This is a genomic window from Methylopila sp. 73B, from assembly GCF_000526315.1.
GTDB lineage: Bacteria > Pseudomonadota > Alphaproteobacteria > Rhizobiales > Methylopilaceae > Methylopila.
Genome location: NZ_JAFV01000001.1, coordinates 2,991,538 through 3,016,509, shown reverse-complemented (window position 1 = coordinate 3,016,509; position 24,972 = coordinate 2,991,538). Strand labels below are relative to the sequence as shown.

23 protein-coding genes are annotated in these 24,972 nt (G+C 71.7%); 7 read left to right on the top strand and 16 right to left on the bottom strand.

From position 1 onward, the window contains the following. Nucleotides 1–10: 10 nt before the first annotated feature. A complete protein-coding gene (locus K244_RS0114465) occupies nucleotides 11–1,039 on the bottom strand; it encodes an extracellular solute-binding protein (protein WP_020186997.1) in 1,029 nt (342 codons plus the stop codon). Between the two features lie 228 nt (nucleotides 1,040–1,267). Between K244_RS0114465 and dapB the strand changes: the two genes are divergently transcribed. The 3 genes from dapB (at nucleotide 1,268) to K244_RS0114450 (ending at nucleotide 4,056) form a co-directional block, all read left to right on the top strand. Continuing rightward, a complete protein-coding gene (gene dapB, locus K244_RS0114460) occupies nucleotides 1,268–2,074 on the top strand; it encodes a 4-hydroxy-tetrahydrodipicolinate reductase (protein WP_036306829.1) in 807 nt (268 codons plus the stop codon). A 121-nt stretch (nucleotides 2,075–2,195) separates the two neighbouring features. Further along, nucleotides 2,196–2,822: a 2,3-bisphosphoglycerate-dependent phosphoglycerate mutase gene (locus K244_RS0114455; protein WP_020186995.1), complete on the top strand. Its 627-nt coding sequence runs from the start codon at nucleotides 2,196–2,198 to the stop codon at nucleotides 2,820–2,822. A gap of 256 nt (nucleotides 2,823–3,078) precedes the next feature. Continuing rightward, nucleotides 3,079–4,056 carry a TraB/GumN family protein gene (locus K244_RS0114450; protein ID WP_020186994.1) on the top strand — a complete coding sequence of 326 codons (978 nt, stop codon included), beginning with the start codon at nucleotides 3,079–3,081 and terminating at the stop codon, nucleotides 4,054–4,056. Between the two features lie 37 nt (nucleotides 4,057–4,093). Here K244_RS0114450 and K244_RS0114445 read toward each other — a convergent pair whose 3' ends face one another. Further along, nucleotides 4,094–4,612 carry a DUF2244 domain-containing protein gene (locus tag K244_RS0114445; RefSeq protein WP_020186993.1) on the bottom strand — a complete coding sequence of 173 codons (519 nt, stop codon included), beginning with the start codon at nucleotides 4,610–4,612 and terminating at the stop codon, nucleotides 4,094–4,096. Between the two features lie 20 nt (nucleotides 4,613–4,632). Here K244_RS0114445 and nth point away from each other — a divergent pair, with 20 nt between their 5' ends. Continuing rightward, nucleotides 4,633–5,385 carry an endonuclease III gene (gene nth, locus K244_RS0114440; RefSeq protein ID WP_020186992.1) on the top strand — a complete coding sequence of 251 codons (753 nt, stop codon included), beginning with the start codon at nucleotides 4,633–4,635 and terminating at the stop codon, nucleotides 5,383–5,385. A gap of 4 nt (nucleotides 5,386–5,389) precedes the next feature. Here nth and K244_RS0114435 read toward each other — a convergent pair whose 3' ends face one another. The 3 genes from K244_RS0114435 to K244_RS0114425 all read right to left on the bottom strand — a co-directional run bounded on the left by K244_RS0114435 (nucleotide 5,390) and on the right by K244_RS0114425 (nucleotide 7,906). After that, the gene (locus K244_RS0114435) at nucleotides 5,390–6,706 is read right to left on the bottom strand and encodes an MFS transporter (protein ID WP_036305809.1); all 1,317 of its coding nucleotides are present in this window, start codon (nucleotides 6,704–6,706) and stop codon (nucleotides 5,390–5,392) included. Between the two features lie 240 nt (nucleotides 6,707–6,946). After that, nucleotides 6,947–7,150 (bottom strand): hypothetical protein, encoded by a 204-nt coding sequence (locus tag K244_RS0114430; protein WP_197027178.1) that lies wholly within the window; start codon nucleotides 7,148–7,150, stop codon nucleotides 6,947–6,949. Nucleotides 7,151–7,216: 66 nt separating this feature from the next. Beyond that, a complete protein-coding gene (locus tag K244_RS0114425) occupies nucleotides 7,217–7,906 on the bottom strand; it encodes a fumarylacetoacetate hydrolase family protein (protein ID WP_020186989.1) in 690 nt (229 codons plus the stop codon). Between the two features lie 102 nt (nucleotides 7,907–8,008). On the opposite strand from K244_RS0114425, the gene K244_RS23175 reads away from it, so the two are divergent. Further along, complete coding sequence (locus K244_RS23175) at nucleotides 8,009–8,809, top strand: carbon monoxide dehydrogenase subunit G (protein WP_245259773.1); 801 nt, start codon at nucleotides 8,009–8,011, stop codon at nucleotides 8,807–8,809. Between the two features lie 51 nt (nucleotides 8,810–8,860). Here the strand turns inward: K244_RS23175 and K244_RS0114415 are convergent, their stop codons facing one another. The 3 genes from K244_RS0114415 to K244_RS0114405 form a co-directional block, all read right to left on the bottom strand. Further along, nucleotides 8,861–9,283: a VOC family protein gene (locus K244_RS0114415; protein ID WP_020186987.1), complete on the bottom strand. Its 423-nt coding sequence runs from the start codon at nucleotides 9,281–9,283 to the stop codon at nucleotides 8,861–8,863. A 102-nt stretch (nucleotides 9,284–9,385) separates the two neighbouring features. After that, nucleotides 9,386–11,494, bottom strand: a complete 2,109-nt coding sequence (locus tag K244_RS0114410; RefSeq protein ID WP_020186986.1) for a peptidase domain-containing ABC transporter — start codon at nucleotides 11,492–11,494, stop codon at nucleotides 9,386–9,388. A 4-nt stretch (nucleotides 11,495–11,498) separates the two neighbouring features. Next, complete coding sequence (locus K244_RS0114405; protein WP_020186985.1) at nucleotides 11,499–12,782, bottom strand: HlyD family efflux transporter periplasmic adaptor subunit; 1,284 nt, start codon at nucleotides 12,780–12,782, stop codon at nucleotides 11,499–11,501. A 512-nt stretch (nucleotides 12,783–13,294) separates the two neighbouring features. Between K244_RS0114405 and K244_RS0114400 the strand changes: the two genes are divergently transcribed. Beyond that, a complete protein-coding gene (locus K244_RS0114400; RefSeq protein WP_020186984.1) occupies nucleotides 13,295–13,483 on the top strand; it encodes a hypothetical protein in 189 nt (62 codons plus the stop codon). 107 nt (nucleotides 13,484–13,590) lie between these two features. Then, a complete protein-coding gene (locus tag K244_RS0114395) occupies nucleotides 13,591–14,511 on the top strand; it encodes an AraC family transcriptional regulator (RefSeq protein WP_020186983.1) in 921 nt (306 codons plus the stop codon). On the opposite strand, the gene mmsB is transcribed toward K244_RS0114395, so the two are convergent. The 8 genes from mmsB to K244_RS0114355 all read right to left on the bottom strand — a co-directional run bounded on the left by mmsB (nucleotide 14,470) and on the right by K244_RS0114355 (nucleotide 24,882). Next, the gene (gene mmsB / locus K244_RS0114390) at nucleotides 14,470–15,360 is read right to left on the bottom strand and encodes a 3-hydroxyisobutyrate dehydrogenase (RefSeq protein ID WP_020186982.1); all 891 of its coding nucleotides are present in this window, start codon (nucleotides 15,358–15,360) and stop codon (nucleotides 14,470–14,472) included. The two genes, K244_RS0114395 and mmsB, sit on opposite strands and share 42 nt — an antisense overlap. Before the next feature lie 87 nt (nucleotides 15,361–15,447). Next, nucleotides 15,448–15,951 carry a prolyl-tRNA synthetase associated domain-containing protein gene (locus K244_RS0114385; protein WP_036305808.1) on the bottom strand — a complete coding sequence of 168 codons (504 nt, stop codon included), beginning with the start codon at nucleotides 15,949–15,951 and terminating at the stop codon, nucleotides 15,448–15,450. Nucleotides 15,952–15,993: 42 nt separating this feature from the next. Continuing rightward, nucleotides 15,994–16,776 carry a hypothetical protein gene (locus tag K244_RS0114380; RefSeq protein WP_020186980.1) on the bottom strand — a complete coding sequence of 261 codons (783 nt, stop codon included), beginning with the start codon at nucleotides 16,774–16,776 and terminating at the stop codon, nucleotides 15,994–15,996. Then, complete coding sequence (locus K244_RS0114375) at nucleotides 16,773–17,972, bottom strand: electron transfer flavoprotein subunit alpha/FixB family protein (protein WP_020186979.1); 1,200 nt, start codon at nucleotides 17,970–17,972, stop codon at nucleotides 16,773–16,775. The genes K244_RS0114380 and K244_RS0114375 overlap by 4 nt, the downstream gene beginning before the upstream one ends. Beyond that, nucleotides 17,969–19,852: a DUF3483 domain-containing protein gene (locus K244_RS0114370; RefSeq protein WP_020186978.1), complete on the bottom strand. Its 1,884-nt coding sequence runs from the start codon at nucleotides 19,850–19,852 to the stop codon at nucleotides 17,969–17,971. Before K244_RS0114370 ends, K244_RS0114375 begins: the two co-directional genes overlap by 4 nt. Nucleotides 19,853–20,132: 280 nt before the next feature. Continuing rightward, entirely contained in the window at nucleotides 20,133–22,175 is a 2,043-nt protein-coding gene (locus K244_RS0114365) for an NADH:flavin oxidoreductase (protein WP_020186977.1), read from the bottom strand. Nucleotides 22,176–22,349: 174 nt separating this feature from the next. Next, the gene (locus K244_RS0114360) at nucleotides 22,350–23,471 is read right to left on the bottom strand and encodes a hybrid-cluster NAD(P)-dependent oxidoreductase (protein ID WP_020186976.1); all 1,122 of its coding nucleotides are present in this window, start codon (nucleotides 23,469–23,471) and stop codon (nucleotides 22,350–22,352) included. A 151-nt stretch (nucleotides 23,472–23,622) separates the two neighbouring features. Then, complete coding sequence (locus K244_RS0114355; RefSeq protein ID WP_020186975.1) at nucleotides 23,623–24,882, bottom strand: aromatic ring-hydroxylating dioxygenase subunit alpha; 1,260 nt, start codon at nucleotides 24,880–24,882, stop codon at nucleotides 23,623–23,625. Nucleotides 24,883–24,972: the final 90 nt, after the last annotated feature.

The window sequence follows — 24,972 nt, the reverse complement described above, 5'->3', positions numbered from 1 at the left end:
CGCGGCCGGCTCAGCCGTCGAAGCCGACCTCGTCGACCAGCGCGGAGGCGGCCTTGCGGTTCTTCGAGATCTCGGCGAGCGAGGCGTCGTCGACCTTCAGTTCGCCGAACGAGGCGAGGATCGGATCGACCGGCGCGCCGGGCTTCACCGGGTATTCGAAGTTCGCCTTGGCGTAGAGGCCCTGCGCCTCGTCGGAGACCAGGAATTCGAGCAGCTTCACGGCCTGCTCCTTGTTCGGCGCGTTTTTCGCCACCGCGGCGCCGGAGACGTTGACGTGGGTGCCGCCGCCCTTGGCGAAGGTCGGCAGGACGACATTGATCGCCTCCGCCCACTTCTGCTGGTCGGGGCCGCCTTTGCCCGAACGCATCAGCCCGACGTAGTACGAATTGCCGACCGCCACGTCGCAGAGCCCGGCGAGCACGTCGCGGGCGCCCTCGCGGTCGCCGCCGCTGGCCTTGCGGGCGAGGTTGGCCTTGAGGTCCGTCAGCCAGGTCTTCGCGGCCTCGCGGCCGTCCTTCGCGATCACCGCGGCGATCAGCGAGGTGTTGTAGGGGTGCTGGCCCGAGCGGATGCAGACCTTGCCCTTCCACTTCGGGTCGGCGAGGTCCTCGTAGGCGAGCGCCTTGAGGTCCGGCAGGCGGTCCTTCGAGACATAGAGCACGCGGGCGCGGAGCGAGAGCGCGGTCCACTGGCCGTTGGCGTCGCGCAGGCTCGCGGGAACCGCGGCCTCGATCGCCGCGGAGGTCGTCGGCTGCGTCAGGCCCCGGTCGACCAGGTCGATCAGGTTGCCGAAATCGACCGTCATCAGGATATCGGCCGGAGAGTTCGCGCCCTCCGCCGCCACGCGCTCGGCGAGACCCTCCTTGACGAAGACGGTGTTGACCTTGACGCCCGCCTTCTCGGCGTAGGCGTCGAGCAGCGGCTGGATCAGGCCGGGCTCGCGGGTGGTGTAGACGTTGACCTCGGCGGCGGCGGCCGGCAGGGCCAGCCCGAGCGAGGCGAAAGCAGCGAAAGCGGCGGCCTTGAAAGATGCGGTCATGACGTCGGTCCCCCGGAGCGGCCGCGTCTCGGCGGAGCGGCGCAAGGCTCTGGTAGGACCCGATCGGGCGGGCGGTCAACGTCGTCGCGAAGAGTTCAAAAGTCTGGAATTAGAGCAATTCAACAGACCTTGCCCGCCGCGGTCGCCTCCGCCCCCGCGCGGTGCTATAGCGGCCGCCCGCCCAGCCGTTCCGTCCGTCCTGCCCCGAGGAGCCCGCCCATGACCGAGATGCGCCTCATCGTTCTCGGAGCCTCAGGCCGCATGGGCCGAGCGCTGACGCGGGCGATCGCCGAGATCGAGGGCGTGACGCTCGCCGGCGCGCTGGAGCGCGAGGGCTCGCCCCATATCGGCGCGGACGCGGGCGAGTTGGCGGGTCTCGGCCCGATGGGCGTGCGCGTCACCGACGATCCGCTGCCGCTGGTGGCCCATGCCGACGGCGTGGTGGACTTCACCGCCCCGGCGGCGACCGTCGCCATCGCCGAGCTCGCGGCGCAGGCGCGGATCGTCCATGTGGTCGGCACCACGGGCCTGTCGGAGACCGACCTCGACCGGCTCGACGCGGTCGCGCGCCACGCCGTTGTCGTGCGCTCGGGCAACATGAGCCTCGGCGTCAACCTGCTGGCCGCCCTCGTGCGCCAAGCGGCGCGGGCGCTTGGGCCGGAGTGGGACATCGAGGTGCTGGAGATGCACCACCGCGCCAAGGTGGACGCGCCGTCCGGTACGGCGCTGCTGCTGGGCGAAGCGGCGGCCGAGGGCCGCGAGGTCGCGCTGAAGGAGGCTTCGGTGCGCGTGCGCGACGGCCACACCGGTCCGCGGGCCGAGGGCTCGATCGGCTTCGCCACGCTGCGCGGAGGCTCGGTCGTCGGCGAGCACACCGTGATCCTGGCCGGCGCGGGCGAGCGGGTGGAGCTGGTCCACCGCGCCGAAGACCGCATGATTTTCGCCCGGGGCGCCGTGAAGGCCGCGCTGTGGGGTTTCGGCCGCAAGCCCGGGCATTACTCCATGGCGGACGTGCTCGGCCTTCAACAGGGCTGAAACCGCGCGAAAGCTTCGTGCAAAGGTCGAGGGGGTGCGCTAAAGGGTCCCACGACGCCTCAAGCGGCCCTCCCGCGGCCCCGCCGTTCGGCGGGCCGGCTTTCTCCAGGAGCTCTCTCGCATGCAACGTCGACTCGTGCTCGTGCGTCATGGCCAGAGCGAGTGGAACCTGAAGAATCTCTTCACCGGGTGGAAAGATCCGGGGCTCACGGAGCGCGGCCTCGCCGAGGCGAGCGCGGCGGGGCGGAGACTGAAGGAGGCGGGCGTGACGTTCGACGTCGCCTTCACCTCGAAGCTCCAGCGCGCCCAGCGCACCAACCAGCTCATTCTCGCCGAACTCGGCGGCCGCGCCGTGCCGGTGATCGAGGACGCCGCGCTGAACGAGCGCGACTACGGCGAACTGACCGGCCTCAACAAGGACGACGCCCGGAAGACCTGGGGCGAGCAGAAGGTGCTGATGTGGCGCCGCTCCTACGACGTGCCGCCGCCCGGCGGCGAGTCGCTGCGCGACACGGTCGCCCGCACGCTGCCCTACTTCGTCGCCCAGATCCTGCCGCGGGTGCTGAACGGCGAGCAGACGCTGGTCACCGCCCACGGCAACTCGTTGCGGGCGCTGATCATGGTGCTCGAGCGCCTGACGCCGGACGCACTGCTGCAGCGTGAACTCTTCACCGCCGCCCCGATCATCTACGACATGAACGCCGACTCGACGATCGCGTCGGTGAAGGATCTCGGCGCCGGCCTCTGAGGCGTCCGCGCGCCGATGGCCGTCGAAAACGTCGGAGCTGGTCTGCGCCAGCAAAGAAGTGATTGGCGTGGGGTGAACGGCGCCCCATCCTACCATCATGGCGTCGTCGTCTTCGGCTGCTCGGCTCGAAGTTTCAGGTGGCTCGGCGGGTCTCGCGCGCAGCGTAAGGGCCGCGACCGCCGCATTCGTCCTCGTCGCAGGCGCACTCCTGGCGCTGTCCGCGCGGGCCGACGAGGCCGCGCCGGACGTCGGTTCCGTGCGCTCGGGTGACGCGGCGCGGGCGCTGACGAGCGCCGCGACCCAACTCGAGCCGTGCTCCGGCGTCGATCTCGTCAAGTCGCTGCAGGCCAGTGATCCCGCCGGCTTCGAGACCTTCGAAGGCGCGGCGCGCGGCGTCGTCAACGGCCAGGGCCTGCTGTGGAGGGTCGAGCGGCCGGGCGCCAGGGTCTCCTATCTCTTCGGCACGATGCATTCGTCCGACGATCAGGCGAAGCAGTTCGACGATCTCGTGCTACGGGCGCTGGCGCGCTCCCATGTGGTCGCGATCGAGCTGCCGGGCGCGAGCACCAAGCGCGTCGCCTCCGAGTTGCGCCGGCTGGTGGCCAACCGTTCGTTTCGCCCCGGCGGCGACACGCTGCGCTTGCTGCCCGAACACGTCCGGCCGGCGGTCGAGGCGCGTGTCGCCCGCGCCGGCATCCCCGCCTCGGTCGCGAACCAGCTGAACCCCTGGTATCTCGCGCTCGCGCTGTCCCGCTCGAACTGCGCGGCGCCGATCCAGCGCTCGGACCCGGAGACCGCCGACGCGCGGATCGAGCGGATGGCGCACGAACAGGGCGCCGAGGTGGTGGCGCTGGAGACCCCGATCGAGCAGGTGGACGCGCTGGCCTCGGTGCCGGACGGCGTCGCCCTCCGGATGCTGCGGGACGCCGCCGAGCGCAACACGCGTCCCGAAGACATCGAGAGCACGATCACCGGCCTCTACCAGACCCGGCGGATCGGTTACCTGCTCGCCATGCGCGGGCCGGCCTGGGCCGGGATGTTCGACGCCGACGGCTACGCCGACTTCCTCTCCGCCTTCATCACCCGCCGCAACGTCACCATGCTGCAGCGGGCGCTGCCGATCATCGGCGAGGGCGACGCCTTCCTCGCGGTCGGCGCGCTCCACCTGCCGGGGCCGAACGGGCTCGTCGAGATGATCCGAAGCTCGGGCTTCACTGTCACGCGGATCTGGTGATGCGGCGAAGCTGGGCGGCGCGGGGAGACGCCGCGCCTCAGCGCTCGTTGGCGAAGCGGGGACCGGCCTTGGCGGCGGCGAGCGCTGCGCCGAAAGCGTCGGCGAACTCGGCCCGCTCGTGCGGCGACAGCGCCCGGGCGACGTCGATCGACGCTTCACGCGAACGCACCGCCAGCCGCGTCATGCCGAAGTCGGCGTCGGTCTCGCTCTCGAGCCGGACCCAGGACGGATTGAACCGCCACTCCTGGGCGACGCCCTTTGGCGTGACCCGGCGGACGACGAGCTCGAGGTAGGTGAGCACGATCTTCTCGCAGGCGCGCCCCTCCGTGAAGCTCATGCGGAAGGCGAGCCACAGCAGGGCGACGTCGAGGCCGAAGAATCCCACCACCGGCCAGGCGCCGATCAGGAAGAAGGGGATGCTGAGGAGCAGCGACGCGGTCCCGAACGCGGCCATGAGGATCGCGAAGCCGCGAGGACCGAGCGAGCGGTGCGGCGTGATCTCGGCGTCGAAGACCGGGTCTTCCGCCGCGCGATACGATCTGGCGTCCGGCGTCATGGCTTCAGTATAACGCAGGGATGCCGCCCCGCCAGACACCCGCCGCCAAGACCCTGAAACCCGCTCCGGAACCCGCTCCGGCCAAGAAGCCGACCAGGAAGCCGGCCGCGACGCGTGCGCGCGCGAAACGACTGCCGCCTGCCGTTGTCGAAGAGATCTTCCGCCGCTTCCACGCGCGCGACCCCGAGCCCAAGGGCGAACTTGAATACGTCGATCCCTACACGCTGCTGGTCGCCGTGGTGCTGTCCGCGCAGGCGACCGACGTCGGCGTCAACAAGGCGACGCGCCGGCTCTACGCCGAGGCCGCGACGCCCGAGGCGATGGTGGCCCTGGGCGAGGAGCGGGTGCGCGAGCTCATCCGCACCATCGGCCTGTTCCGCGCCAAGGCGAAGAACGTCATCGCGCTGTCCGAGCGGCTGATCGCGGAGCACGGCGGCTCGGTGCCGCCGTCGCGCGCCGCGCTGGAGCTGCTGCCGGGCGTCGGCCGGAAGACCGCGAACGTGGTGATGAACACCGCCTTCGGAGAGCCGACGATCGCGGTCGACACCCATCTGTTCCGCGTCGGCAACCGCACCCAACTCGCGCCCGGCAAGACGCCGCTGGAGGTCGAGCTCGGGCTCGAGGCCGCCGTGCCCGACGCCTACCGCCGGCACGCCCACCATTGGCTGATCCTGCACGGCCGCTACGTCTGCAAGGCCCGCAGGCCCGAGTGTTACCGCTGCCTGATCGCGGACCTGTGCCCGTTCGAGCCGAAGACCCCCGGACCCGGCTGACCGCTCAGCGCGCGGTCGCCGCAGCCTCCGCCGCCAGCGCCGCCGCGCCCCGGCGGGCGCGCCGGGCGACGGCGATCAGCGCGAGGCCGGTCATCGCCGCCATCGCCGAAAGATACCAGCCGACCGCGGCGAGGCCATAGGTCTTGGCGAGGTAGGTCGCGACGTAAGGCGCCGGCGAGGCGCCGAGGATGCCGGCGAGGTTGAAGGTCAGCGAGGCGCCGGTGTAGCGCACCGCGGTCGGGAACAGCTCGGCCAGAGCGGCGCCCAGCGGCCCGTAGGTGCAGCCCATCAGCCCGAGGCCGATCGCCAGGAACAGCGTCACCAGCAGCACGTGGCCCTCGGTGAACAGCGGCTCGAAGGCGAAGCCGAACAGGAAGATGGCGGCCGTCGCCGCGATCAACGCCACGTCGCGGCCGACCCGGTCCGCGATTTTGGCGGCGAGCGGGATCGTGAGCGCGAACACCACCATGCCGATCATCTGCAGCGGCAGGAAGTCGCCACGGGTGAAATGCAGCTCCGACGTGCCCCAGCTCAGCGCGAACACGGTCATCAGGTAGAAAATCGTGAAGGTGGCCGTGGCGCCAAGCGTCCCGAGGACCAGCGTGCCGGGGTGGTCCTTCAGCACGGTCAGCATCGGCACCCGCACGCGTTCCTGCTTGTCGAGCGCCTTCTGGAACGCGGGCGTCTCGTGGATCTTGAGGCGCACGTAGAGCCCGACGAAGACCAGCAGCGCGCTCGCGACGAAGGGGATGCGCCAGCCGAAGGAGAAGAACTGCTCGTCGGTGAGGAACGCGTCGAGCGCGAGGAAGCTCGCGGCGGAGCAGATGAAGCCGATCGGAGCGCCGAGCTGCGGGAACATGCCGTACCAGGCGGCCTTGCCGGGAGGGGCGTTCTCGGTCGCGAGCAGCACCGCGCCGCCCCATTCGCCGCCGAGCCCCAAGCCCTGGCCGAGCCGGCAGACCGCGAGCAGCAGCGGCGCCGCCACGCCGATCGCGGCGTAGGTCGGCAGCAGGCCGATCGCGACGGTGGAAAGGCCCATCAGCATCAGCGCCGCGACGAGCGTCGCCTTGCGGCCGATGCGGTCGCCGAAGTGGCCGAAGATCGCCGCGCCCACCGGCCGCGCGAAGAAGGCGATCGCGAAGGTCGCGAACGACTGCAGCACGGCGGAGGTCGGGTCGCTGGTCGGGAAGAACAGCTTCGGAAACACCAGCACCGCGGCGGTCGCATAGATGTAGAAGTCGAAGAATTCGATCGTCGTGCCGATCAAGCTCGCGAACAGCACGCGTGCGGGGGAGTTGCGGGGAGCGGGCGACGACGTCACGGGCGGAGGCTTTCGACTTCGGGCGCGCAAGACATCGCGCGCTGGAAACGTGGGAACGTACGGCGGAAGGCGCGTCCTTACCTCTCCGGCTCAAGATGCACAATCGTTTCCGCTTGGCGCCTCCCGTCGTTGGGCGTGGTCCAGGACGGCAGGCGGGCGAGGAGGCCGCCGAGGGCGATGCGTTGCGGGCCGAGGAGTTGGCCGTGAAGGCCGCGATGTCCCCCCGGCTCGACGGCGCGTTCAGGGCGCAGGCGGTCGGAACCACGAGCCGAGCGGCGCGGCCTGCAGGTCGTGGAGCCGGCTGACGCCGGAGTAGACGACGCCGGCGCCGAGCGCCGCGGTGAAGCCGGCGACCGAGATCCACCGGGACGGCGCGCGTCCCGATGGAGCGATGCTGAGGGGCGAGGCGTCGGACAGAAGGCCTCTCGATCGGCGGCCGTCCACGCTCTCGCCGTGGTCCACCCCGGGCGCTTCAGGTAACGCTTTCGTGAGACGGTTGCGTGAACGTCGTCAACCCACCGTCACAACGATCTCGCCGACGCCCTCGACCCAGCCTTCCAGCGTGTCGCCCCTCACCACCGCGCCGACGCCGGAGGGCGTGCCGGAGAAGATCAGGTCGCCGCCGGCGAGCTCGAAGTAGCGCGAGAGGTAGGCGATCATCTCCGGCGTCTTCCAGATCATCTGGTCGAGGTCGCCGGTCTGGCGGCGCTCGCCGTTGACGTCCAGGGTGACCGCGCCGCGGGCGGGGTGACCGATCTCGGACGCGGGCGCGATCGGGCCGCAGGGCGCGGCGTGGTCGAAGGCCTTGCCGATCTCCCACGGTCGCGCGAGCTTCTTGGCCTCCGCCTGCAGGTCGCGGCGGGTGAAGTCGATCCCGACGCCATAGCCGAACACGAGGTCGAGGGCTTCGGCCTCCGGGACGTCGCGGCCGCCTTTGCCGAGCGCGACCACCATCTCGATCTCGTAATGGAGATCGGAGGTGCCGGGCGGATAGGGGAAGGTCCGGCCCGTGGGCAGGAGAGCGTCGGGGGTCTTCAGGAAGAAGAACGGCGGCTCGCGGTTGGGGTCGTGGCCCATCTCGACGGCGTGGGCGGCGTAGTTGCGCCCGATGCAATAGACCCGCCGCGCCGGGAACAGGGCGGACGAGCCCTTGACCGCAACGGCGGGCTGGGGCGGGGGCGCGAACACATACGACGTCATGAGCCAATCCTGCGATCCATGCCGCGTTCGCGGCGAGCCGCGCCACAATGCGCCTCCGATCGCTCGCCGCAAGAGCGCGCGGCGACTGGACCGGACCCCCTTGTGCGCAATATTGTCCGCGCCGTCTCCAACTCCCGTCAGGTCAGCGTTCCCATGGAGCTTTCAGGGTCTTATCGGCTTCCCGCCCCGCGCGACGCGGTGTGGGCGGCGCTCAACGACCCGGACGCGCTCAGGGCGAGCGTGCCCGGATGCGAAAGCCTGGAGCGGATTTCGGACCAGGAGATGAAGGCGGCCGCCTCCGCCAAGGTCGGGCCGGTGAAGGCGCTGTTTGCGGGAACCTTCACTCTGCTCGACGCCGAACCTCCGTATCGGTTCTCGCTGGCGGGCCAGGCCTCGGGCGGGTCCGCCGGCTTCGCCAAGGGCCAGGCCGAGGTGACGCTGACCGCCGAGGGCGCCGAGACCGTCGTCGCCTACGACGGCCACGCCGAGGTCGGCGGCAAGGTCGCCCAGCTCGGCTCGCGGGTGGTGGTCGGCGTCGCCCGGCAGATGGCGGAGAGCTTCTTCGCCAACCTCGCCCGTGAGATCGAGAGCCGCGGCGTCGAGACGCCGATGGCCGACGCGCCGCCGCTCGTCCACGAGGAGCCGGCGGCAGGGCCCACTCCGACGGTCGCGGCCCCTCCGCTCGACGTCGCCGCCCCGCCTCCGCCGCCGTTCGCGCCGCCTGCGGGCGCCCCGCGGCTGTCGGAACAGGCCGAGCCGGAGCCCGCGCCGGCCGCGGTCGACGCGTCCGAGCCGGTGTCCGCGAGCGGCCATGTCGGCCGTATCCTGCTGGTGGCGGCCGTCGTCATCGCGATCGGCTTCGCGGTTTACCACTTCGTGCTGGCGTCGCCGCCGCCGGTCTGACGCTCACGCCTCGGTGGGCCGCCTCGAGCGCCGAGGCGCGCCGTCCTCCGGTCAGGCCGCCGGCGGGCCGCCCGCGGCGGCGGCCGGGTCCATCCACATCACCTCCCAGACGTGGCCGTCCGGGTCCTCGTAGCTGCGGCCATACATGAAGCCGTAGTCCTGGACCGGCGTCGGGTCCGGCGCGCCGCCGGCTGCGACGGCCTTCTCGACGGCGGCGTCGACGGCCTCGCGGCTCGCCTCCGACACGCAGATCAGCACCTCGCAGGCCGTCTTGGCGTCGACGATCGGCTTCGACGTGAACTGCCGGAACTTGTCGTGCGTCAGCAGCATGGCGTGGATGGTCTCGGAAAAGACCATGCAGGCGGCGGTGTCGTCGGAGAAGTTCGGGTTCTTCCGGGCGCCGACCGCTTCGTAGAAGGCGATCGAGCGGGCGAGGTCGGTCACGGGCAGGTTGATGAAGATCAGCTTGGACATCGCGGCCTCCTGTCGGGTGGTGCGAACCTTAGGACGGTCGACTGGCGACGGTCCCGACAGAAGGCGCGGAAAAATCCGCAAGGCGCGCCCCGGAGGCTCCGCTCATCCGCCGAGGGCGAGCGCGAAGTCCGCGTGCGCGATCGTCGCCGGGCGGTGGGCGACGATCACGCGCGTCATCTTCAGCTCCCGCAGCGCTGCGGCGATCGCCGCTTCGGTCGGCTCGTCGAGGTGGCTGGTGGCCTCGTCGAGGAACAGGATCTGCGGCCGGCGGTAGAGCGCGCGGGCGAGCACGACGCGTTGCTTCTGGCCGCCGGAGAGCGTCGAGCCCATGTCGCCGACCAGGGTCTCGAAGCCCATCGGAGTGCGCCTGACGTCGTCGAGGATCGCCGCGCGCGCGGCGCACTCCTGGAGCCAGCCGAGATCGGGATGCTCATCGAAAGAGGAAATGTTCTCGGCTATCGAGCCGGCGAACAGTCCGTCGTTCTGCATCACGCCGGCGATCGAACGGCGGTGCGCGGCGGGGCCGCCGCCGGTGCGGATGTCGCGGCCGTCGACCAGCACCGCGCCCTCGCTCGGCGGCAGCAGTCCCATCATGATCTTGAGCAGCGTCGTCTTTCCGCAGCCCGACGGTCCGGTGATCGCGAGGCTCGAGCCCGGCTCCACGTCGAAGGCGAGATCGCGGAACACCCAGGGCTCGTCGTCGCCGTAGCGCAACGCGAGATTGCGCACCCCGATCGCGCCTGAGCCGCCTGCGATGGCAGGGGCCGCGGGGCCGACGGCTGGCTCGGGCGCGCCGGGCTGCTCCTCCGGGTCGCTGAGCACGATGTCCGACAGCCGGTCGGTCTGGACGTTCAACATGCGCAGCTTGAAGCCGGCGTCGATCAGCGCGCCCACGCGGGCCGAGAACTGGTCGCGGTAGGCGAGGAAGGCGACCAGCATGCCGAGCGTCATGGACTGGTCGATCACCGCGCGGGCGCCCAGCACCAGCAGGACCAGCCGGTCGAGCCCGAACAGCAGCTCGTTGGCGCGGGCGAAGACGAGGTCGAGCCGCTGGAGCCTGAGCCGCGCGTTGAGCGCGGTGACGAGCTGGTTCATCCAGGCCCCGCGGCGGCGCTCCCGCAGGTCGAGCAGCTTCACGCTCGCCATGCCGCGCACGGTCTCGATGAAGTGCGACTGCTGCCGCGCCTCCGCGACGATCGCCTCTTCGGTGCCCTCGCGGTAGGCGTTGTAGGCGACGACGCGCAGCGCCGTCGTCAGCAGGGTCGAGGCCGCCACGACCAGCGTCAGCCAGCCGCCGTAGATCGAGAGCATGATCAGCATGCCGACCGACATGATCCCGTCGAGCGTCGCCTGCACGAGGTCCGTCGTCAGCGCCTTCTGGATCGTGGCGAGCGAGCCGAAGCGGGAGATCACGTCGCCGACGTGGCGCTTCTCGAAGTAGTCCAGCGGCAGGCGCGACAGATGGTCGAACAGGCTGCCGGACCATTGGTAGTTCAGGTTCGCGCCGACCAGCATGATCGCCCAGGTGCGGGCGACGGCCAGCACGAGCTGGGTCACCAGCAGCAATCCGAGGCCGATCGCGACCACCAGCAGCAGGTCGAGGTCCGCATTCACGATGACCTCGTCGATCACGATCTGCGAGGCGATCGGCAGCAGGATCGCGACCAGCTCGATGCCGAGCGAGAGCACGAAGACCTGGCCGAGCGCGCCTCGCACGCCCGAGATGTTGCGGAAGAGGTGACCGAGCTTGAAGCCGGGCGCGGCCGTCTCCTGCACGAACTCCATGGCGGGCGTGGCCTCGAGCGCGACGCCGGTGAACTCGCGCGAGGCCTCCGCCAGCGGCACGACGCGGCGGCCGCGCGCGGGATCGTGGATCACGAGGCTCTTGGGGCGCACCTGATCGAGCACAACGAAGTGGTTGAGCCCCCAGTGCAGGATGCAGGGCGTCTTGAGCTTCGGCAGGTCGGCGAGCTCGCAGCGGAGCGCGCGGGTCGCGAGCCCCATGCCGCCGGCGAGGTCGATCAGGTTGCGCAGCGTCATGCCCTTGAGCGACAGCGCGTGGCGGCGGCGCAGCGCGCCAAGGTCGACGTGGCGGCCGTAGCGCCCGAGCACCATGGCGACGCAGGCCATGCCGCATTCGGCGGCCTCCGCCTGCAGCACGACGGGCAGCCGCCGGCCGAAGCCGAACTTGAGGGTCTGGAGCACGCTCAACGGATCAGCCGCCTTCCGTTACGAGGTCGAGGCTGCGCTTGGCGTGGTAGAGCGGATCGAGCAGCCAGCGGTAGAGCGAGCGGGTCTCGAGCGCGATGTCGGCGTCCACCTTCATGCCCGCCTCCAGCCGCCGGCGCTCGCCGTAGGCCATGACGCTGTTCTCGTCAGGCTCGACGATGATGCGGTAGAGCCCGCCCTGCGCGGCCGCGCCTTCGCCCTTCGGCGGCGCGCCGGGCGCGTCGTCCCCCGCGAGGGGCGCGCGGGTCACCTCCACCACCACGCCGCGGTGCAGGCCGAAGCGCTGGAACGGGAAGGCGGCGTAGCGCAGCATCACCACCGCCCCCGTTTCGATGAAGCCGATCGAGGAGGAGTCCACGAACAGGTTGGCCTGCAGCCGGCCCTCGGTCGGCAGCAGGGTGAGCAGCGGCGCGCCGGCGGCGACGCTCTGGCCGGCGAGCGCGCGGATCGAGGTCAGCGTGCCGTTTTCCGGCGCGCGCACCTCGATGCCGCGGCGGGCTTCGCTTTCGGCCCGCTGCTGCTCGAGCTGCGCGGCGGCGCGGTCCATTTCCGCGAGGTCGCGCGACAGGTTGTCGTCGAAGGTCGCGTGCTGCGCCTTGAGCTCCGAAAGCTTGCCTTCGAGCTGGAGCCGGGCCTGCTTGAACTGGGAGAGCTGCGAGCTCGCCTGCATGAACAGGTAGTTCTGGTTCTGCAGGTCGGCCGCGCGGGCGAGGCCGTCGGACAGCGCCTTCACGAGCACGTCGACGCGGTCCTTCAGCGGCGTCACCAGCTTGTCCTGCAGCTCGATCTGCTCCGCGAGCTGGCTCGACTGGGATTCGAGGTTTTCGATCTGCTCGGCGAGCGAGCGCTTCTCGGTCGCGGCGGTGGCGGCGCGCAGCGCGCGCTGCTGCTCCACGCTGTCCCGCTGCCGGCCCAGTTGCTCGATCACGCGCTCCTGGGTCGGTCCGCTGGACGACACAGCGTCGAGGCTGATCGTGTAGAGCAACTGCCCCTTGCCGACCTTGTCGCCCTCCTTCACGCCTGAACTCAGCACGCGGCCCGCGGCGGGGCTCGCGATGGTGATGAGGCCGACGTTCGGGGTCAATAGGCCCTCGGCGTGCACGCGCCGGGTGTAGACGCCGAAGGTCACGTAGAGCACGAACGCGATGAGCATCGCGACGCAGATGCCGGCGACCAGCTGGATCGGGAGGGGCTGCGCCAGACGGGCTTCGCCGAGCCAGGCGTCGCGGCGTGCGGCGGCCACTTCTTGGCGAAACAGCGGAGAGCTCATCGCGGCCTTTCGTCAGATACGCCCAACGCCGGCCCGAGACGGATGGCCCCGCGCCGCGGGGAGGTGTCTTAGCGCCGGCATTTCCCATGGCAAGCATGTGGTCCATGGGGCGCGCGCTGACGCCGGCCTGCGCTACATTGTCGCGAAAATATGTAAATATGTTATGATTTCAATAACTTGCCCCTCTATCGGGAGCCGCTCGCGCGGGCGAGGGGCGAACGCGTCAGTTTTTGCTCAAACACGGAGTCGAGACGCGGTCTCTGCGCGCCCGTTGGGTCGTCACGGAGCGCTGGTTCTTCCCGGAATCACGGGCGGGATCGCGCACGTCGCGTCCTGTGACAGGAATTGACCAATCCGACGTTTGCCCGCCGATCGACGTAAATCATCACAAAAGTACAGGCTTGCAACGCGACTCAGCTTCGGTACCGTTTCGATCTGAGGCGACGCAGGTTTCGTCTCAGATCCCATAAGACAGCGAACATTGCTCAAAAGTCGAAAAGGGAAATTTCTTGATGATTCAGAACAACGAGACGATCCGTGAGCTGAGCGCGGCTGAGCTTGATCACGTCGGCGGCGGGCTCTCTCTGGACCTCGACCTGAGCTCAGAACTTGGCGCGGTGTCCGGAACGATCGACCAGGTCGGCGGCCTGGTGTCAGGACTGGTGGGCGGCCTGCTCGGCGCCGTCGGCGGCCTGACCTAAGATCTCCCGTCGCGGGACGACGTCCTCCCCCAAGGTTCGTGGTTTCGCACCGACGCCCTGGCGACGCATCGCGCCGCCGGGGCGCTGCGCGTCCGGGAGACGAGGTGTTGCGATACGCGAACGGCGGCCTGCAGGGCGAACTGAGCTCTCCTCCGGATCGCGTCAGCCGGTTCCTGTCCGACGTCGACGGCGTCAGCCTCGTCGACTACGCCTATGACGCAGGCGGCGCCGCTACGCGCACGGTCTTCGGACTGCATGTCGGCGTGTTCGAGCCGCGGCCCGGCGTCAGCCTGACCTTCGCCGGCGACGGCGCTCCCGCCGTCCACACAAGCGACGGCTTCGTTCTCCACGGGCCCGGCCAGGTAAGCCGGATCCTCTGGGACGGGGCTTACCGCGCCCGCAGCGTTTCGGTCTCGCCCGACGCGGCCGAGCGGATGTTCCAGAAGCGGCTGTCCGAGCTCGCCGTCGCGCCCACGATCGGCGCGCTCGAGGACCGCCCGCAGATTCGCCGCTTGTTCGCGGCCCTGTGCGACGACGCCAGCGAGACCGAAAGCGCCGACCCCCTGTTTCTCGCAAGCGTCGCGCTCGCCATCCTGCGGGCGGCGGGCGTGACGGCGACGTCAAAGCGGCGGAAGCCGGCGTCGCTCACCCCCGCCCAGGCCCGCCTGATGCGCGAGCTCGTCGCTTCCCGCCTGACGGAGCCCCTCACCCTGCGCGCGATGGCCGAAGCCATCGGCCTGAGCGAGAGCTACTTCGTGCGCGCCTTTCGCGGCGCCTTCGGCGTCACGCCCTACCGCTACATCCTGCGCGAGCGGCTGGCGCGGGCGCAGGCGCTCATCCAGGACGGGGAGGCGACTCTCGCCGAAGTCGCCCGCTTGTCCGGGTTTCCCGACGCGGGCGCGATGGGCCGCACCTTCCGCCGGCTGATCGGCCGCAGCCCGACCGGCGCCGTCAAGACGCGCCGCCGGCCGGTCGGACGGCCGGCGTCAGGCGCCGGTCTTGCCGTCCAGGAAGCGGATCATCGCTGAAAAGTCGCGGCGTCCGTCGCCGGCGTTCGCCATCGCCTGGTAGAGCGCGCCGGCCGCGGCTCCCATCGGCGTGCTGGCGCCGGCTCCCTGCGCCGCTTCCAGGGCGAGCTTGAGGTCTTTCAGCATCAGCGCCGCCGCGAAGCCGCCCTGGTAGCCGCGGTCCGCCGGCGTCTCGGGGCCGACGCCAGGCACCGGACAGTAGCTCGTCATCGACCAGCTCTGGCCGGAGGCCTTCGAGGAGATCTCGTAGAACACGGCCGGATCGAGCCCGAGCTTCTCCGCCAGCAGGAAGGTCTCGCAGGTGGCGACCATGGTGGCGCCGAGCAGCATGTTGTTGCAGATCTTGGCGGCCTGGCCCGCGCCCGCCTCGCCTGCGCGGATCACCGCCCGCCCCATGCCTTCGAGGATCGGCGTCGCGCGTTCGAAGGCGGCGAGGGTTCCGCCGACCATAAAGGTGAGCGTGCCGGCGTTCGCGGCCGCGATGCCGCCGGAGACGGGCGCGTCGACCATGGCGAAGCCGCAGGTCCCGGCGTCCTCCGCCACGGCGCGGGCGGTGGCGACGTCTATGGTGGAGCAGTCGATCAGCAGCGCGCCGGGGGCCGCCGCGCCGAAGACCTCGTCGCGGTAGACCTCGGCCACGTGCCAGCCGGCGGGCAGCATGGTGACGACGGCCGCCGCCCCCGCCACGGCGTCAGAGGCGGACGACGCGCCGAGGCAGCCCGCGGCCTCGGCGCGCGCCAGCGCCTCGTCCGACAGATCGAAGGCGCGGACCTCATGGCCCGCCTTCGCCAAATTCGCCGCCATGCCGCCGCCCATGGCGCCGAGCCCGATGAACCCGATGACGCTCATTCCGTTGCTCCTCCCTGCGACGCCTTGTGCCGGCGCCTGCGGCAAAAGCTAGCGCGCAGCGGGAACGCTGTCCCGCCCGCAGGCGCGTCAGGCTTCGGCGGCGCCGACGCTGAAGGTCAGCGGCTCATGGCCGGTCGCGGCCAGGAAGCGGACGAGGTCCGCGGGCGCGATGGCGGTGGTGCGGTCGTTGGTCAGCGGGTGCACGTTGATCGTCCCGGCGCGCATCAGCGCCTCCTCGAGGCAGACGCGCACGGCGCCGCCGGCGTCGTTGAGCGCCGCGAACGGCGAGACCGCGCCGCTCCTGACGCCGAGATGCTCCTCAAGCGCTTCCGCCGACGCGAAGGACAGGCCGCCGCGGGCGCCGATGACGCCACGGAGCGCCTTGAGGTCCAGAGGCTGGTCGTGGCGCAGGGTGACGAGGAAGAAGGTCTTCTTCCCGTCCCGCAGAAACAGGTTCTTGGTGTGGGCGCCGGGCAGATCGCCGGTGACCGCCATCATCTCCTCGACCGTGAGCACGGGCGCATGCGTGCGCGTCTCGGTCGGGAGGCCGAGTTCCGCAAGCTTGGCGAACAGGTCGTCGGGCGTTGCCATGGTCTTCAACTCTGAAATGACGGGACGAAAGTCCTTGACGCGTCAGCCGCCGCCGGGCGGCGGCGCGAACACGCCGACCTGCCGGAGATAGGCGAGGATCGCGCGCGCCGCCTCCCGCGGTTCGGGCGACACCATCACATTCGCCTGCGCCGCCTCCCCGCCGCCGGTAGCGGCCTTGAGGCGGTCCGCGGCGCTGCCGCCCGCCGGCGCGCCGCGCATCATCTTCGGACGCGCGCGGTAGGGCTTCTCGTCGACGCCGGGCGCCGGAGCGGCGGCGGGTTCGGCCGCCACGTCCAGCCGGACGACGCGGCCGCGGCGGGCCTGCCCGAAGGCGTAAGGACGCGGCTCGGGCGCCGCCGGGTGCACGGTGAGGACCACGGGCAGCCGCACGACGACGTGGCGGGCGGCCCCCTTCGGCAGCGCCTGCTCGACCTCCAGCGTCCCCGCCGCGTCGCCCGGCCGGACCGCGACCACGTCGGGGACCAGCGTCGCGCCGAGCGCGCGGGCGAGGGCGTAGGGGACGAGCCCCGTTTCGTCGCCGCCCTGGCCGCGCCGCCCGGCGAGCACGACGTCCGGCGCGGAGACGCGCAAGGCGGCGGCGAGCGCGGGGACCGGGTCGGCGCCGGCGTCGACGGTCACGTGGTCGATCTCGGACAGACCGCGGCCGAGCGCCTCGGCGGCGGCGTCCGCGTCGGGGCCGGCGTGAAGGCCGCGCGCGGGGCCGAGGGCTTCGCCAAGCCGGATCGCCTGCGCTTCCAGCCGGGGCGTCACGCCGCGGCCCGAGACCGGGTGCCGCCCGGCGGAGAGGAGGATCGCGACCTTCACGCCGTCTCCTCCCGCTCGCGCGCGAGCTCCGCGAGCAGCGCGGGCATCACCAACTGCGCGTCCTGCACGATGGCGAGGCCCGCGCGCTCCACCATGGCGGCGTGCAGGTCGGTGTTGACCGCGACCACGTGCTCGCAGCCGGCGACGCCCTGCAGGTGCTGCGGCGCCCCCGCGATCCCGAGCGCGAGATAGCACGTGGCGGAGAGCACAGTGCCGGAGGCGCCGACCTGGCGATCCCGCGGCATCAGCCCGGCGTCGCACAGCACGCGGCTCGCGCCTGGCGTGCCGCCGAGCGCCGCGGCCGCCGTGCGGAAGGCGTCGAGATCGGTGACGCCGTTCCCCGCGGACACCACGAAGTCGGCGAGTGCGAGCGGGGTGCGCGCGGGGTCCGCCGGGACGCGTTCGGCGGAGAGGATCGCCCGGGCGGGCGCGGCGAAGGCCTCGAGCGGCTCGTCGCGCGCCTCGCGCGGGTCGCCGGCGTAGGGCGCGACCGCGTCGGCCGCGAGCGTGATCAGGCGCGCCGGCGCCGCCCGCTGCTCCACCCGCCGGCCGCGCGCGGGCCGCATCAGCGCGGCGGCCGAGACCATCTCGACGTCGGCGAACAGCGCCTCGCCGCTGAGCACGGCGACGCGGCGGGCGAGATCGCCGCCCTCGGGCGTCTCGGGAAAGAGCGCGTGGCGGAGGTTCAGGGCCTCCATCGCGTTGGCGATCGTCGCCGCGCGGGCCTCGGGATCGTAGCCGTCTGGACCGGTGACGCGGGCGGTCCGGTCGGCGCCGGCGGCTCCAAGCTCCACGCAGTCTTCGACGGCGAGCGCGACGACGCCCCCCTCCTTGCCCGCGAGGACGCGCGCGGCGCCGAAGAGCTGGCGGTCGTGTGGCGAAAGCCGGCCGCCGGCAAGATCCGGGACCACCGCCACGAGGAACGCGGGGGCCTCCATGACGACGGTCGTCGGCGCGGGAGGGGCGGCGGGTTCGGCGCGGCTCGGCGCGAGCGCCGCGACCGCGCGGCCGGTCTGGGTGCGGTCCAGCCGCAGGCGCGCGGGGCCGGCCACGCGCTGCGCGACGGTCTCCGTTCGCGGGTCGCGCCGCGGGCGGCCGCCGGCGTCGCGCGCGAACAGGTCGAAACGCGGCCGGGCGGCGCCGGGGCGTGCGGAGGCCGCCCTTTCGGCTCTCGGATCGCGGCGGGCGCGGGTCACCGGCCGGCCTCGACGGCCGCGAGCAGCAGCTCGGCGATGTCCTTCACCTCCGCCGTCCGGCCCGTGACCCCTTCCAGCATCGCGGTGCAGGTGGGGCACGCCACCGCGACGATCCCGGCGCCGGTCTCCGCGGCCTGGGCCATGCGGATGTCGGGAATGCGGGCGTCGCCGGGGATGTCGCTCACCGGCGCCCCCCCGCCGCCGCCGCAGCACATGGACCGGCGGCCGTGGCGGGCCATCTCCACGCGATCGAGGCCGAGGCGGTCGAGCAGCTTGCGGGGCGCTTCCGTCTCGCCGTTGTAGCGGCCGAGGTAGCAGGGGTCGTGGTAGGTGACGCTGGCCCCGCCGAGCGCGCCGGGCGCGAGCCGCCCCTGCTCGACGAGCTGCAGCAGGAAGGCGGTGTGGTGGACGACCTCATAGGATGCGCCGAAGGCCCTGTACTCGTTGCGCAGCGCGTGGAGCGCGTGCGGGTCGGAGGTCACGATCCGCTTGAACCGATGCCGCGCCAGCGTCGCGACGTTGGCGCGGGCGAGGGTCTGGTAGGTAGCCTCGTCGCCCAAGCGCCGGGCGAGGTCGCCGGTGTCGCGCTCCTGCGCGCCCAGCACCGCGAAGTCGACCTTCGCCGCGTGCAGGAGCTTCGCCAGCGCCCGGAGCGTGCGGCCGTAGCGCAGGTCGTAGGCGCCTTCTCCGAGCCACAGCAGCACGTCCACCTCGCGCTCGCCTATGACGGGCAGGGGAACGCCCGCCGCGAAGTCCACGCGGGCGGCGAGCGGCCGGCCGCCGGGTTCTTCCGCGCCGCGCAGGTTGTCGAGCGGGGCGGCGGCCTTTGGCGGGAGGGCGCCGAGCTCCAGCGTCTGATGCCGGCGCAGCGCGACGATGGCGTCGACGTGCTCGATCATCATCGGGCACTCCTCCACGCAGGCGCGGCATGTCGTGCAGGACCACAGCGTGTCGGGGTGGATGCGGGCGTCGGGCCCGATGATGCGGAACAACGGCTCGGCGGGCGCCGCGGTCTTGCGGGCGTTGGGGTAGGGGCTGCCGGCGTAGGCGCGTTCGTCGGCGGTTCCGGCGGCGACGAGGTCCTGGATCAGGCGCTTCGGATTCAACGGCTGGCCGGCGGCGAAGGCCGGGCAGGCGCTCTCGCAGCGGCCGCATTGGATGCAGGCGTCGAAGCTGAGCAGCCGGTTCCAGGCGAGGTCGGCCGGGGTCTCCACGCCGAGGCGCGGGGCGTCGAGGTCGAGGGGGGCGAGCGCGGCGTCCGGCGCGCCGCCGTCGAAGCGGCGCGGTCGCGGATGCGCGATCAGGTGCAGCGCGCCGGCGACCGCATGGCGCATGGGGCCGCTGCGGACCTCGTAGGCGAGGCCGAGGCCGCCGCCCGCCGCGAGCGCGACGGCGGAGACGAGCGCCGGTGCGGACTCGACGCCGAAGGCGAGCGGCAGCGCCGCGGCGAGGCCGCCGAAGGCGTAGGCCAGCAGCAGGAACGGCAGGATCTGGAACCCGCCGCCCGAGAGCCGCTTCGGCTTTTTCGGGTAGCGCCGCGCGCCGACCAGCACCGAGCCCACGGCCGTCACGCCGAACGCGAGCGTGACCACGGCCCAGTAGATGCGGCTGCCGCCCAGCGGCGGCAGGAGGGCGAGCGCGGCGAGCAGCGTGGCGACGATAAGCCCGCCGGCGACCACCGCGTGCATGCGCGAGGCGTAAGCGTCGCGGGCGACCACGTGGTGCACGTCGACGAGGTAGCGCTTCGGCAGCGCCAGCAGCCCCGGCCCCCACGCGACCGGGGCCGCGGCGCCGAGCCGCCACCACGCCGCGCGCCTGAGCGTCTGTACGGTCGCGAGCGCGACCATGGCGACGACCAGGGCGGGGAGGGCGTAGGTCATGGCCGTTCGCCGCGATCCAAGCCGACGCGAGCGACGGCCTCGCCAGACGAGCGCGACGTCGCCGCCTCCCTCCCCCCTGCGGGGAGGGTAAGGGTGGGGGTGGCGCAGGATGCGGCGAGCCGTCGGGGCCATGCGCCCCACCCGATGCGCCGGGTTCTGGACCACCCCCACCCCCGGCCCTTCCCCGCAAGGGGGAGGGGGGAAGAAGCGCGCGTCAGGCGCCCGGCGCCCGGCGCTGCGGCCATGATGGCGGTCGTTCCGCTTCCGCGCGCCATGGCGCTCACAGGTCCTTGCACAGCCGCAGCGCGTCGTAGATCGCGGCGTGGATGTTGCGGCCCGCGACCGCGTCGCCGACGCGGTAGAGCGCATAGCCCTTGGTGAGGTCGTAGGGCTGCGGCTCGCCGCGCACGATCGCGGCCTGGTCGAGCACGCCCTGGTTCACCGAACCGTTCTTGAGGCCGAAGAAAAGCGCGTCCACCGGCAATGTTCCGTGCTCGACGACCACGCGGTCGACCACGCGCTCCTCCTCGGCGTCCGTCATGGTGTTGCGCAGCGCGGCCACCAGGCGGTTGCCTTCCGGGTAGATCTCGATCAGCTCCATGTTCGGCGTCAGGATCACGCCGAGCTTGTAGAGCTCGCGCAGGTGGACCGGCTGGTTCGTCGCGCCGAGTTCCTCGCCGACCATGCGGTCGTGGGTCGCGAGCTCGACGAGGCAGCCGCGCTTCGCCAGCAGCTCCGCGGTCGAGGCGGCGTTGTGCTGGCCCATCTCATCGTAAAGCAGCACCGACCCGGTCGGTTCGACCGCGCCGGTCAGCACGTCCCAGGTGGTTACGGCGTGCTCCGCCGCGCCCTTGGCGGCACCGCGCGACGGCAGGCCGCCGGTCGCGACGATCACCACGTCGGGATTTTCCGCCAAGATCGCCGCCTCGGTCGCGGCCGTCCCGAACCGCAGGTCGACGCCGAGCTTGGTCACCTGGCCGACCAGCCAGCGCGTGACGCCGGACAGCGCCTCGCGCCAGCCGGCCTTGGCCGCGATTCCGATCTGGCCGCCGGCGAGCGGCTCCTTCTCGAACAGAACGACGTGGTGCCCGCGCTCGGCGGCCACGCGCGCAGCCTCGAGGCCGGCCGGCCCGGCGCCGACCACGACCACCTTCCGGCGCACGTCGGCCTTGGCGATGACGTGCGGCATGGTCGCCTCGCGTCCCGTCGCCGCGTTCTGGATGCAGAGCGCGTCGCCGCCGACGTAGATGCGGTCGATGCAGTAGCCCGCGCCGACGCACTGGCGGATGTCGTCCGCACGCCCTTCCGAGAGCTTCTTGACGAGGTGCGGATCGGCGATGTGGGCGCGGGTCATCGCGACCATGTCGACGTGGCCCTCCGAGACCGCGCGGGCGGCGGTGGCGAGGTCGGTGACGCGCTGGGCGTGGAACACGGCCACATCCACCTCGCGCTTGACGGCCGAGGGCAGGAACAGGAAGGGCGCGACGGGAAAGCTCATGTTCGGCAGCGAGATGGCGTGGGCGATGTGGTCGCGCGCCTGGCCGCCGAGGATGTTGAGGAAGTCGACGAGCCCGCGCCGGGCGTACTCGCTCGCGATCGTCAGGCAGTCCTCGTGGGAGAGGCCGTCCGCGATCATCTCGTCGCCCGACATGCGGATGCCGATGACGTAGTCGTCGCCGACTTCGGCGCGCATGGCCTCCAGCACCTCGATGCCGAAACGCATGCGGTTCTCGAGCGAGCCGCCGTATTTGTCGCTGCGCCGGTTCACGCCCGGCGACCAGAACTGGTCGATCAGGTGCCCGTGGGCGGCCGAGACCTCGCAGCCGTCCAGTCCGCCCTCCTTGCAGCGGCGCGCGGCGGCGGCGAAATCGCGGACCACGCGGTCGATATCCTCCTGCTCCATCGCCTTGGGGATGGTGCGGGAGGCCGGCTCGCGCATCGCGGAGGCGGAGAGCGTCGGGAACCAGTTCTCGGTGTCGTACTTGGTGCGCCGGCCCATGTGGGTGAGCTGGATCATCAGCTTGGCGCCGTGCGCGTGCACGCGGTCGGCGAACTGCTGGAAAAATGGCACGACGCTGTCGTCGGCGACCGAGATCTGGTTCCAGGGCGCGGCCGGGCTGTCGAGCGCGACCGAGGACGAGCCGCCGAACATGGTGAGCCCGATGCCGCCCTTGGCCTTTTCCGCGTGATAGAGCTGGTAGCGCTCCTGCGGCTTGCCGTCCTGGCCGTAGCCGGGCGCATGGCTCGTCGACATCACGCGGTTGCGGATGGTCAGGCCCTTGATGGTGAGCGGCTTGAGCAGCGCGTCGGCGTTGGCGATCATCGGGCGGTTTCCGCAGATCTCAAGGCGAAGATCCCCCTCACCCGGAGGGCTGACGCCCTCCGACCTTTCCCCGCCGGGGAGAGGTGCGCGACGGCGCCGGTGGTCACCTCTCCCCAGCGGGGAGAGGTCGCCGCGCAGCGGCGGGTGAGGGGGAGCGAGGCCGAGGCCCTCATCTCACCGGTCCACCACGAGGTCGCTGGTCGGCTTCGAGCAGCACAGCAGCGCCATCCCCGCGTCGATCTCGCGCTGGCGGATGCCGCCGGCGTGCTTCATCGCGACGGTCCCCGACACGAGCTTCGACTTGCAGGTGCCGCAGAGGCCCTTGGCGCAGGACGACGGCAGACGGACGCCCTGCTTGCGGGCGGCGTCCAGCACCGTCGAATCCTCCGGGCAGTCGATCGCGCGCTTGGTCTTGGCGAACTCCACCCGGAAGGTGCGCACGGTCGGAGCCGCGTCGAGTTCGGCCTCGGCCGCCTCGACGGCCTCCGTGTCGGCCGGCGACAGCGCCGCGAAGTCGAAGCTTTCCTCGTGGTGGCGGGCCATGTCGAAGCCCGCGCCGGCGAGCATCGCCTTCACGGCCGTCATGTAGGGGGCCGGGCCGCAGACGAAGACCTCGCGGGTGCGCCAGTCCGGCGCGATCAGCTCCAGCATGGGGAGTGTGAGCCGCCCGCGGAACCCGCCCCAGGCTTCCTCGGCCGCGTCCGCCTCGCAGACGGCCGTGAAGCGGAAGCTCGCGTCCCGCCGCGCCATCCGCTCCAGCTCGTCGCGGAACACGATGTCGGCGGGCGTCCGGGCGGAGTGCACGAAGGCGACGTCGCGCGGCTCGGCGAGGTCGTGGAAGGTGCGCGCCATCGCCATCATCGGCGTGACGCCCGAGCCGCCGGAGAGCAGCAGATACTTCCTCGCCGGGTGCGCGAAGCAGGAGAAGTCGCCCATCGGGCCTACGGCGCGGACCACCGATCCGGGCTTCACGGCGTCGTGCAGCCAGTTCGAGACCGGCCCGCCGGGAACGCGCTTCACCGTGATCGCCACCGTGTCCGGCCGGGTCGGCGCGGAGGAGATGGTGTAGCAGCGGTGGACGGTCTCCCCGCCGATCTCGAAGGCGAAGGTGAGGAACTGGCCGGGCTGGTGCGCGAAGCGGCGGGGCTCGCGGGCGGCGAACACGAAGGTCTTGACGTCGTGGGTCTCGGCCCGGACCGCGCGGCAGACCAGCGCGTCGTCGGCCTCGGCGTCCCACGCGGCCGGCGCATCGAGCCGGACGGCGGCCGGCTCTTTCTGCTGGGCGAGAGCGTCCATGGTTAGAGGCCCCTCACCCGGAGGGCTGCGCCCTCCGACCTTTCCCCGGCCGGGGAGAGGTGCGCTGCGGCGCCGTTCGTAACCTCTCCCCAGCGGGGAGAGGTCGGCCCGGGGGGCCGGGTGAGGGGGCCTCGCCGTTGGGTCATCGCCGTCACCGCCCCACATGCGCGGCCATGCGGCCGCAGTACCAGGTGACGAACTTGTCGACGAGCATCTCGGTGTTGGGCGAGTAGGGGCCGGGCTGGTAGGCGGGGCTGCGCGCGCCGTGCTGGCACAGGCCCACGAGGTCGCTGTCCTGCTGGTTGGTCGCCATCCAGACGCCGATCAGGTTCTCGAGGTCGTAGTCCACGCCCTCGACCGCGTCCTTGTGCACCAACCACTTGGTCCGCAGCAGCGAGCGCTCGGCGTCGAGCGGCAGCACCGAGAAGGTGACGATGTGGTCCGCCAGGAAGTGGTGCCAGGAGTTCGGCTGCGTCCAGAACGACAGGCCGCCGAGCTTGGCCGAGGGCAGGTCGCCCAGCAGCTTCCTGCAGGCGGCCTTGGTGTCGAGCGTGTGGCTCTCGCCGTCGCCGTCGAGCGGCAGACGCTCGGTGCGGAAGCCCGTCACCATGGTGTCGAGCTCGTCGATCTCGCGCGAGGGCAGGCCCGCCGCCTCCCAGGCGGCATGGTTGGTGTTGACGAGGCAGCCGTAGCGCTCGGCCTGGGCCCGGTCGTGCTCGTCCATCTCCTCCGGCGCGAAGCCGAAGCCGTAGGCGAACAGCGGCACCGTCAGCTCGGGATGGTTGGTCCCGCAGTGGTAGCACTCGCGGTTGTTCTCCATCGTCAGCTTCCAGTTGCCCGGCTCGATCAGGTCGTGCTGGTAGGCGACCTTCGTGTTCCGGACGTTGTGGGGCGCGATGTAGGGCCCCATGCGCCGGGCCATCTCGTCGAAGTCCGCCGGCGGCTCGTCGGCGAGGCAGACGAACAGCAGGCCCTCGAGCGAGCGGATGTGGACCGGCTTCAGCCCGTGGCAGGAGCGCTTGAAGGTCGGCCCCATGTGGTCGGCGTGGATCAGCGCGCCGGTGAGGTCGTAGGTCCAGGAGTGGTAGCGGCAGACGAGGTTGCCGACGGTGGTCTTCTCTTCCGTGACGAGCCGCGCGCCGCGGTGGCGGCAGACGTTGTGGAAGGCGCGGACCTCGCCGTCGTCGTCGCGCACCACCGCGATCGAGTACTGGCCGATGTCGAAGATTGCGACGTCGCCCGGCTCCGGCACGTCCGGCTCGACGCCGACGTAGATCCAGTGCTTGGCGAAGATGTGCTCCATGTCGGCCGCGAACACGTCCGGACTGAGATAGAACGGCGCGGGCAGGCTGTGCCCGGGAAGCCGTTCGTTCAGCAGGGATTTCAGGGGCGTCGTCGGCAGGTCGAGCATCGGACCAGCTCCGCAGGAACCGCGTGTCTGGATGCGATTATGATCTGCGGCCGACGCCCCGCTGTCCCGCGAGCGACATTGTCTGACGGC